This window comes from Mycobacterium sp. E3247 (assembly GCF_001667785.1).
In the GTDB taxonomy this organism is placed as follows: domain Bacteria; phylum Actinomycetota; class Actinomycetes; order Mycobacteriales; family Mycobacteriaceae; genus Mycobacterium.
The window spans coordinates 1-9,496 of the sequence record NZ_LZJG01000182.1 but is presented as its reverse complement, the minus strand read 5'-3'; the positions used below and the strand labels follow the sequence as shown (position 1 = coordinate 9,496).

Genomic DNA, 9,496 nt, shown 5'->3' with positions numbered 1-9,496 from the left:
TGCCGGGCGGCGACGAGCGCCTCCGCCCCGGCGATCTCCTCGGCGAGGTGGCGCAGCTTGTCGGGTTTGGCGTCGCGCAGGTTCTTCAGGCGCCTGCCCAGGCGCGCGGCGTCGCGGGTGGTCAGACCGTCAAGGCGCGTGCGCAGTTCCGCGCGGGACAGTTCGGCCATTTCGGCCAGGATAGGCGTGCGCTCGACGCATCCCGCCGCCGAGCGTGGGGCCCGTGGACGAATTCCCGCCAGTTTTCATCCCTAGGGCCCACACTCGGCGCCCTAGGGTTAGCCCATGAGCCTCGTCACCTATCAGCTGGACGACCACATCGCCACCATCACCCTCAACCGTCCCGAGGCTCGCAACGCCATCAATGGGTCGCTCCGCCAAGACCTCAACGCGGCCTGGGAGCGGTTCCGCGACGACCTGGACGCCTGGGTCGCGATCCTGACCGCGAACGGCAGTGTCTACTGCGCGGGTGGTGACCTCAAGGACGGCGAGGGCTCGGTCGGCACCTTCGGCGGAACGTTCTGGGAGAAGCCGACGGTCAACTCCTTCGAAAGCGGGATGGAGCTGTTCAAGCCGACCATCGCCGCCGTGCACGGGCCTTGCATCGGCTATGGATTGACGGGGGTGTTGTTCTGCGACTTCGTCATCGCCAGCACGGAGGCCAGCTTCTGCTTTCCCGAGGTGTCGATCGGCGTGCCGACCATCGTCGGGGCCATTCGGTTGCCCCAGCGGGTCGGCTGGGCCAACGCAATGGAGCTGCTGTTGACCGGCAAGCCGATGAGCGCGGAGCGCGCCAAGGAGATCGGCCTGGTCTGGCGGCTCGTCGAAGCGGATCAGCTGCAGGCCGAGGCCAAAGCGTGGGCCCGCACCCTCACCGAGGCCGCCCCCCTGGCCCAGCGTGCGACCAAGGAGGTGGCGTGGCGCACGGCGGACATGGGCTGGGTCGAATCCGTCCGCTTCGGCGAAACCATGCGCAAGGTGGCAGGGGCGACCGAGGACGTAGCCGAGGGACTTCGGGCCTGGGCCGAGAAGCGCAAGCCCCAGTGGCGCGGCCACTAGCTGTGGCTGAGCGATTGCGTTGCGCCGCAACGTGACTCGGCTGGATGCGCTCACATGCCGATGGGAGCGCATACCGCCGGGGCCGGCGCGCCCGGTGATGTGACAGGATTTCGGCATGACTGCACGGAGAGTTGCTCGCATTGTTGGCGTCCCGGTCGTGGCGATGTGGGCGGGGCTGAGCGCACCCCTGTGGGGATCTTCAGCCGCTCCCGTCGCCGTTGCCGATCCGTGCACCGACGTCTCGGTGGTGTTCGCCCGCGGCACCCACCAGGAGCCCGGTCTGGGCAACATCGGCCAGGCATTCGTGGACTCGCTGACGTCGCAGCTCGGCGGCAAGTCCGTCGATGTCTACGCGGTGAACTACCCGGCCAATGACGACTACCACAACAGCGCGAACGCCGGCTCCAACGACGCGAGCACCCATATCCAGGACACCGTGGCCAGCTGCCCGAACTCGAGGATCGTGCTCGGCGGATACTCGCAAGGCTCGACGGTGATCGATCTGGCCACCAACGCGATGCCGGCCTCGGTCGCCGATCACGTCGCCGCCGTCGCCCTCTTCGGCGAGCCGACCAGTGGGTTCTCGACCATGCTGTGGGGCGGCCAGCCGCTGCCGACCATCAACCCCGCGTATGGATCCAAAACCATCAGCCTGTGCGCCCCCGACGACCCGATTTGCTCGGGAGGCGGCAACATCATGGCGCACGTGTCCTACATCGACGCAGGGATGACCGCTCAGGCCGCGACGTTCGCGGCCAACAAGATCAACCAGGGGCCGGCGCCGCGCGTCTGACGCGTCAGTCGTTCGCCCGCTCCCCTTGCCGCTGTTGCCGCTCGGCGGCGGCCAGGTGCGCGACCCGGTCGGCCTCGGACCGCTTGTCGGCGGCGTCGCCCAGCTTGTCCTCGGCCTCATCGATCTTCGCTGCGGCGGCCTTGGATGCGGCCTTCTCGGCGGCCTGAGTCCTGGTCTCGACCTGGCGTTTGGCCGATTCGACCGTCTGCTTCTGCCGGTCCGCCGCCTCGTCGGCGCGGCGTTTGGCCGCGGCGCTCCGCTGCTGAGCCGACTGCGCCGCCTCCCGTTTGCGTTGCTCGGCGGAGTTGCGCGCCTCTTTGACCTCTTGCTGCGTGGCCGCCTGCGCTTCCTCCCGCTCCTCGATCGCCTGATCGCGGGCGTCCTTCAGCTTTGCGTCGGCCCGTTCCCTGCGGGTCGCGGCCTTGGCATCCAGCTGCGCGGCACGGCCCAGCGCGTCGCTGCGCTCGATCAGCGCCGTACCCCGCTCGACGAGTCGCGGGTCATCGAGCGCATTACCGACGGTGGTGTCCAGCATGCCGAGTGAGCGCTCGAAGAGCAGGCGCGCCGGTGCCTCGTCGGGGATGCGGGTGACGACTTGGTCCTCGATGAGCTGCAACGGGACACGGGCGAGTTGGTAGTGAAACCGCAGAACGGCGAACGGGAGTTCGGAAATCTTCATTAACTTCTCCTGGGTATGGCCCGCCGTCAGGGCAGGTCGGCTTCGTTGGTCACGTTCTGAGCTTCGCGGCGAAGACGGTCGGCCTCCGACTCGTCGTTGCGGGCCACCTGCACCGATGTCTGGTGCTCGGCGACGGCGTCGACGATTTCCTCGGAGGCGTCACGAATCTCGGCTCGCTCGTCGGCCTTCGCCCGTTGCATTTCGTGCTGTGCGTCCAGCTCGGCCTGTGTCTTCTCGGCGGTCGCCCGCTGCCGCGCGGCCTGCTCGGCCGCGTGCTTCTGGGCCGCCTGCCGAGCCTCGATCGACTCCTCGGTGGCAACGGCCTGCGCGTTCGCCGCGACGCGCTGTTGGGCGCCTTCCACCCGGGCTTCGGCAGCGTCGTCCTGCGCCTGCCTGGCCTGGGCCTCCGCGACGGCCTCCATCGCGTTGGCTTCCTTCCGCTCGTGCGCCTGCGTTTGCTCGAGTTGACCCTCGGCGGTCAGCGATTCGTTGCCGGTGACCGCCCCGAAGACCTCTTTCGCTTTGCCCTTCACCGAATCGATCAGGCCCCTACGCGCTTCGTCGGCTTTGTTCTGTTCGCTCATTCGGCAGTCTCCTCGCGGCGTTAGCCAAGCACTGAGTTTCGTTCGTTGGTGTCACGCTCAGTGGTTCCACCGATGCCGCAGATCAAACACCCGTGTGACCTGGGTCACGCGCACACCGGAACGCCTCGGATCGTCCGGTACTGACGAGTCATCAAGCGCGACAACGAAAGTCATGCACTCTACCGGGGCCGCGGGCCGGTCACCGGTGCCGTCGCCGGCATCACGCCGGGCGAAAATCCTGAAATCGACGGATCGGCTACCGTCGACGGTATGTCCGAAGTCTCGGGTAACGCCCCAATCGACGACGTCAGCCCTGGCGACATCATCGCCGTCGACCGCGGCTCTGGTGAACGGCCCTACAAAGTGGTGTTCAAAGACGCCACCGGCGAACGCTACGTCGTGACGTTGCAGGACGACGACGGGGAGACCTTCCAGCTCGACCTGGCCGCCGGCACCACGGTGAGAAGGTCGCTGGCGTCGAAGTGGGAGTCTGCGCAAAGCCCCACCCCGCACGCGGAAACCTAGATAATCGCGTCCACGGCCGCGCCCCCGCTTATCCGCCGACGGTGACGCGGTCACCGACGCGGATCACTCCTTCCGCCGCCACCGCCAGATAGGCGCCCGCACACGGCTGAGGGCCATGACCGCCGGTGTCCCAACGGTTCTCGGCCGCCGGCGTGCGCAGCGCCTGCGGAGCGCGCGGCAGTGGGCCGTGTTCAAGCGTCGGCACCACGCATCGTGACGTGGCCGTCAACACGCGCAGGCGTGCATCACCGACGACGATTTCCGTTCCGACCCAGTCGTTTTCGGCGTACGGCGGGTAACCCGGTGGCGTCCCGATCACGATGTTGGGCCGGTACCGCAGCGCTTCGACGCCGATGTGTTCCAGCGTGGCCGCGGTGATCGCGTGCAGTGGGGCCTCGTCGGTGAATGCGTCACCCGGGGTGGCCTGGGCGATCTGAAGGATGCGGCCGCCGACCTCGGCGTCCAAGCCCAGCTCCAGTAACTTCTCCGGGTCCGGGCGCACCAGCGTGGCGCCTTCCGGGCGCTGAGTGATCAGTCGGACCGGTCTTCCCAACAGCTCCGAGAGCAATTCGTCGATGCCCGGATCGTCCACCGCCATGCTGGTTCCGTCGGGCAGACCGATCGTCACCCGCCCAGCCTCTCGGTTGGCGGTGCACTTCAGCAGGCCCCGCCATAGCCTGGCGTTCTTGGCGCTCGCCACGTGACCGGTTGCGGTGTCCAACAGCGCGAGTCGCCGGTCGCCCTCCGCGCCGTGCTCGTCGACGAAGATGCTAGGTACGGTTTCGCCGAGCATCGACTTCACCGGGTACCGGAGCAGCCCTTCCACCCGCAGGCCGGCCGCGGCGGCGCCCCGAAAGGCCGTCGAATTCTGCACTGCCACCCTCACTCGGCGAGCCCACACGAACTGTCCCGCTCAGAGTATGCGGGAAGGGCTCAGGCCGGTGGTGAGGAAGATCAGCCCGGGCAGTAGGTGGATTCCGCCGCGCTGACCCAACCGGTCATGTCGGCGAACGTGAAGCCCTTGGAGCTCATGCCGGAGTGCAGGTCCGCGGCGATGGCGTCCGGTGTTTTGCCGGCCATCCGGTCGGAGCAGACCGCATGCCCCAGAGCGATCATGTCGGAGTCACTCGACGAGGGCCACGAGAAGCCGAGGTTGTGCAGTTTCGCCAAGTACGCGTCGTCGGTGGCGTCGGCCGATGCGATCGCGGGGCTTGCGGTGAGGGCAGCGCCAACCATAACGGGAATTGTCAATTTAGCCAGCCAACGCGGAGGAAGCATTTCGTGCCCTTCTTTTCTTGTCGGAGTCGAGTTGCGGCCAGTATATGAGTCGGCGCTGCCGGCGAATATTAAAATTGGGCAAATTGCTCACCCATGAAACCGGGCCGGTGTTACGTATTTCTGGTGGGTGCGGCGTGAGCATCGATCGACGAGTTCGGCGACTTCCGGTCACGGACGGCGGGGTGTTCAGCCGGCGGGCGCGGTGACGATGATCGACTCCTGACCGGTTTGCCACGCCGTCGTGAAGACCGGGATCGCGACCTGTTCGTCGGGGTGCTCGGCCCCGGGGTCGTTGAGGTGGATGATCTGGTTGTTGGTGTCGATCCCGGTCACCACCACGAAGTGGTCGGCCTTGGTCCGCTGGTCGCTGGTGTTCCAGATGACCGCGGAGTTGACCCAGGCGATGACCTTCCGGTCATGGGCGAGGTACCGCTCCAGCGCGGGTAATCCGGTTTGATCCGGATGGTCCGAATAGGTCATTTCGGACTTGATGCCGTAGTGGTCGAGTAGCACCACCGCGTCGGCCATTTCGATGCCGCCGTTGCCGTTGGTGTGGCTCGGGTCGCTGCGCGGTGCGTAGACGGGTCCGGGGTTGGTCTGCGAAGGCGTCGACTCCCCCAGTGCGATCATCTGCTGTTCCGTCGGCGCGTGACCGGTGATCTCACCGACCACGTCGGCGACGGCCATCAGCCCGCAATTGTCCTCGAGCGACTGGGGTTGCCAGAACTCGGCAGCCGCGCCGGGGTCACCGTAGATACCGTTTCCGCCCGGCGGCGCCCCGCCGGCCGCCTGCGACGGTGGCTGATTGCTGGGAGCGCTGCCGGCAGTCGTCGTCGACGCGATGGCTTGCGGTGCCGGTGGCGACGGACGACACGAAGACAGCGGCGCCACACCTGTCAGAGCCACGCACGCCAAGAGCACCGCGGTGCCGACCGCGGGCGTGATCCGGGAGGTGGACATGAATGCTCGTCGAGGTTCGATCAATAAAGCTTGAAAGCTTTCACACGGTAGCAGTTAATGCGTATCGGTGACACCGCCTCTCGAAAGAACGCACCGACATACAAAAATCACACGAAACAATTGCTGATGACATCTGTCGATATTGGACGCGTTTTGTCGCCACGCGAATGTCTCGCCGCGGACGGCCTCAGTGCGGAAGCAGGCGCTGCTTTTGCTCGATGAACTCGTCTTCGGTGATGATCCCGGCGTCGCGCAGGGATGCCAGCTCGCGGAGTTCGGCGGCGATGCTGGTGATCGGGCCACCGGCGGGGGCCTGGGACGCGGTGCTGGCGTCCGGCGTTCCCTTTTGCGTGGCGGTCCTGAACCGTTCGGCACGTCCCGTAACGGCAGCGGTGCCCGTGCCCGCCATCGCGCGCCCGGCCATGCTCGCCGCGGCCATTTCACCGAACAGGCTTCCGGAGCCGCTGGACGACGCCTGGGCGGCCGCGCCGACGCTGGTGGCGGGCAGGGCGAGGGCGGACGGGCGGATCGCCGGCGCGGCGGCCGCCCAGGCCGGCGGTACCGACAATCCGCCGACCATGTGCGCCTCGCCGAGGCTCGCCGTCGCCACCGATCCCCCCGCCAGGTTGGTGATCACCGGGAAGGGCGTGGGCGGAATGGGCGCCCACCCGGGCCAGGACTGGACGCCCGCCCAGCCGCTGACGATGTCGTCCGTGTGGAAACCGGTCAGGGCTCCGGCAACGTCGTAGGGAAGGGCCACTAAGGAAGAGGCGAGTCCCGCGGACCCGAGTTCTGGATCGGCGAACACCGCACTCAAGTCGGCCAGCAGTCCCAACAGGTCTCGCCCGCCGAAGCCGAAATCGAGGGGGCTGGCGAGGCTGGTGAGCGCATTGGGCGTCGCGGCGAAGGCTTGCTGCGTCGAGGAGAGGGCGCTCTGCACCTTCCCGGCCGAGGTGCCGGTGGCCTGGGTGAGGGCGGCCGCTTGCCGCACCGGCCCGCCCTGCGCGGTGCTCTGCTGTGGCGAGGCGAACGGCGTCAATCGCGTTGCCACCGCCGATGACGCCGCGTAGCCGTACATGGCTGCGGCATCTTGCGCCCACATCTCCGAGTACTGCGCCTCGGTGGTCGCGATCGCCGGGGTGTTCTGCCCGAAGACGTTGGTCGCGATCAACGACATCAGCAGGCTGCGATTGGCCGCGACGACCGGGGGCGGCACCGTCTCCGCGAAGGCCGCCTCGTAGGCGTAGGCAGCGGCTCTGGCCTGATTGGCCGTTTGCTCCGCCTGCGCCGCGGCGGTCCTCGCCCAGGCCACGTAGGGGGCGGCCGCGGCCGCCATCGCCGCCGCCGAGGGACCCAGCCAGGGCCCACCGGTCAGGGCCGTGATCTCGGCCTGATAGGCGTCCGCCGCGGAATGCAGTGCGACGGCCAGCTCGTCCCAGGCCATCGCGGCGGCCAGCGTCGGTGCCGACCCAGGCCCGGTGTACATCCGGGCCGAGTTGATCTCCGGAGGCAGCGCTGCGAAATCCATGTAGTCGGTCTCCTCCGGACGGTTCAGTGGGCGGCCACAGCGTTAACGGCCTGCAACGGGCCGTTGTGGGATAGCCCAACGGACAGCAAACAAATCGTGATCCTTCTAAGTACTACAGGTCTGGCAACGGCCGACGACCGTCTGTCACCCCCTGACCGCGCGGCGGACGTCTCAATCGCTTCGACATGCCCCTCTGACCTGGAATAGCGCGCTGTGGGCGCCGACGGTCACCGATAAGTTACCGCCGTTATTGCACGCGTGCCTGTCATTGGCGCGGGACGCGTGCACGGCGTCAGCGAGTTCCCGCCGCGCAATCCCGATGCGGACGGTCTGCTTGGATCGATACCACCACCGCGAGTGAGGTCGTTGATGAGAATTGTGCTGGCAGGCTATGGCAGCCGGGGCGACGTCGAGCCCTGCGCCGCCGTCGGTCGCGAGTTGCTCCGCCGCGGGCATGAGGTGCGCATGGCGGTCCCGCCCGACATGCTCGGCTTCGTCGAGGCGGCCGGTCTCGACGCCGTCGCTTACGGGCCCGACACAGGACAGCAGATCACCGAAACGACAGATTTCGTGCACCGTGTTCAGGATCCGATCAGCGCTCTGCCCCAACTCATGGAGCGCGTCAACCAGGTGTGGGCGGACAAGAACTCGGCGCTGGCTTCGTTAGCAGAGGGTGCCGACTTACTGGTGGCTGGCATGAACGAGCAGCGGTTGGCGGCCAACGTCGCAGAGTTTTACGGAATGCCGTTCGCCGCGCTGCATTTTTTCCCCGCACTGGCACTGGAACTCGGGGGGTACCAGGAGCAGGTGACGAATGTGGCCGAAGGCCTGCAGCGCGAGGCGCTGGGGTTACCCGAAGCTGCCGGATCATTGACTCGGGACGTACTGGAGATCCAGACCTACTATGAGATTTGCGTGCCCGAGTTGGCCAGCGAGTGGGCAACATCCGGGCAGCGGCGGCCGTTCGTGGGGTCGCTGACGCTGGACATGCCCGCCGAGGTCGACGACGAGGTGTTGTCGTGGATCGCCGACGGGACGCCACCCATTTACTTCGGCTTCGGTAGTACGCCGGTGACATCGCCCGCGGAAACGGTCGCAGTGATCAGCGGGGCGTGCGAACAGTTGGGCGAACGAGCGCTGATTTGCAGCGGCCCAAACGATTTCAGCCACGTCACGCGGGCGGCCCACACCAAAATTGTGGACGCGGTCAACCACGGCGCCGTTTTCCCCACATGCCGCGCGATCGTGCATCACGGGGGCGCGGGTACCACCGCCGCGGGCATGCGGGCCGGGGTCCCGATGTTGGTGCTCTGGCTTTGGCTCGATCAGCCGATCTGGGCCTCCGCGGTCAGCCAGTTAAAAGTGGGCATGGCCAGACCTTTTTCGGAATCAACCTACGATTCCCTCATCGCGGATCTGCGGTCCCTGTTCGCCGCGGACTATGCCACGCGGGCACGCGAGCTCGCTACCGCGATGACCAAGCCCGCCGAAAGTGTCGCGATGGCTGCCGACCTCCTCGAAGGCGTCGCCCGCTCGGGCTGATCGGCGCGACTTTCAGTGGTGCTAAGCGGCTGGGTCGTGTAAAAGGTTCTGGTGCAGGATCCGCCTTCTGACCCCTTCGATCCGTCGATGCTTCACGAAGCGATAGTCAGGCGGTTGTATCGCCGATCGGTGGCCGAGGGGCACATCCGGGTGCCCGCAGTGCCCGCGTTGATCGACGAATATGTCCAGTTGTGCGGCAACGTCTGTGCCACCCTGGGCGTCTGGTACACGCCCGAACAGTCGTCTCAGCTCAGGGCCACCCTCGAGGCGGAGCTGGCGAAGGGTTTCAAGGCTTCGCCCCGGTCCGACATTGTCATCTCGTTCAACGCCCCCTTCGGGACGAGTGTGAATTTCCGGGTCAAAGCCGAATGGCGCAGCCTCGACGCCGATTACGACGAGTGGGTGGCCGTCCGTCCGCCGCCGCTGTTCGGCACCGAGCCCGACGCGCGCGTGCTGGCGCTGGCCGCCGAGGCACCTGATCCGACGACCTACCGCGTGCTGGACGTGGGTGCGGGAACCGGGCGCAACGCTTTGGCCCTCGCCCGTCG

10 protein-coding genes and 1 pseudogene are annotated in these 9,496 nt (G+C 67.1%); 5 read left to right on the top strand and 6 right to left on the bottom strand.

What is annotated here, in order from left to right:
• Positions 1-285 precede the first annotated feature (285 nt).
• Positions 286-1,059: an enoyl-CoA hydratase/isomerase family protein gene (locus tag A9X04_RS09565; protein ID WP_067919711.1), complete on the top strand. Its 774-nt coding sequence runs from the start codon at positions 286-288 to the stop codon at positions 1,057-1,059.
• Between the two features lie 115 nt (positions 1,060-1,174).
• The gene (locus tag A9X04_RS09560; RefSeq protein ID WP_067919709.1) at positions 1,175-1,852 is read left to right on the top strand and encodes a cutinase family protein; all 678 of its coding nucleotides are present in this window, start codon (positions 1,175-1,177) and stop codon (positions 1,850-1,852) included.
• Between the two features lie 4 nt (positions 1,853-1,856).
• Here A9X04_RS09560 and A9X04_RS09555 read toward each other — a convergent pair whose 3' ends face one another.
• Complete coding sequence (locus A9X04_RS09555) at positions 1,857-2,531, bottom strand: IF2 family translation initiation factor (RefSeq protein ID WP_067919698.1); 675 nt, start codon at positions 2,529-2,531, stop codon at positions 1,857-1,859.
• Between the two features lie 26 nt (positions 2,532-2,557).
• Positions 2,558-3,115, bottom strand: a complete 558-nt coding sequence (locus A9X04_RS09550; RefSeq protein WP_067919696.1) for a general stress protein CsbD — start codon at positions 3,113-3,115, stop codon at positions 2,558-2,560.
• A 270-nt stretch (positions 3,116-3,385) separates the two neighbouring features.
• Here A9X04_RS09550 and A9X04_RS09545 point away from each other — a divergent pair, with 270 nt between their 5' ends.
• Positions 3,386-3,640, top strand: coding sequence for a hypothetical protein (locus tag A9X04_RS09545; protein WP_067919695.1), 255 nt, complete (start codon positions 3,386-3,388; stop codon positions 3,638-3,640).
• A gap of 28 nt (positions 3,641-3,668) precedes the next feature.
• On the opposite strand, the gene A9X04_RS09540 is transcribed toward A9X04_RS09545, so the two are convergent.
• The 4 genes from A9X04_RS09540 to A9X04_RS09525 form a co-directional block, all read right to left on the bottom strand.
• A complete protein-coding gene (locus A9X04_RS09540; RefSeq protein ID WP_067919693.1) occupies positions 3,669-4,514 on the bottom strand; it encodes an MOSC domain-containing protein in 846 nt (281 codons plus the stop codon).
• A gap of 80 nt (positions 4,515-4,594) precedes the next feature.
• Positions 4,595-4,876, bottom strand: coding sequence for a DUF732 domain-containing protein (locus tag A9X04_RS09535; RefSeq protein WP_102417426.1), 282 nt, complete (start codon positions 4,874-4,876; stop codon positions 4,595-4,597).
• Positions 4,877-5,104: 228 nt separating this feature from the next.
• Positions 5,105-5,878: a C39 family peptidase gene (locus A9X04_RS09530; protein ID WP_067919684.1), complete on the bottom strand. Its 774-nt coding sequence runs from the start codon at positions 5,876-5,878 to the stop codon at positions 5,105-5,107.
• 187 nt (positions 5,879-6,065) lie between these two features.
• Positions 6,066-7,406: a PPE domain-containing protein gene (locus A9X04_RS09525; protein ID WP_067919682.1), complete on the bottom strand. Its 1,341-nt coding sequence runs from the start codon at positions 7,404-7,406 to the stop codon at positions 6,066-6,068.
• 369 nt (positions 7,407-7,775) lie between these two features.
• Here A9X04_RS09525 and A9X04_RS09520 point away from each other — a divergent pair, with 369 nt between their 5' ends.
• Both A9X04_RS09520 and A9X04_RS09515 read left to right on the top strand, forming a co-directional pair.
• Positions 7,776-8,948: a glycosyltransferase gene (locus tag A9X04_RS09520; protein WP_067919680.1), complete on the top strand. Its 1,173-nt coding sequence runs from the start codon at positions 7,776-7,778 to the stop codon at positions 8,946-8,948.
• Between the two features lie 51 nt (positions 8,949-8,999).
• Positions 9,000-9,496: pseudogene (locus A9X04_RS09515) on the top strand (class I SAM-dependent methyltransferase); the annotation flags it as partial.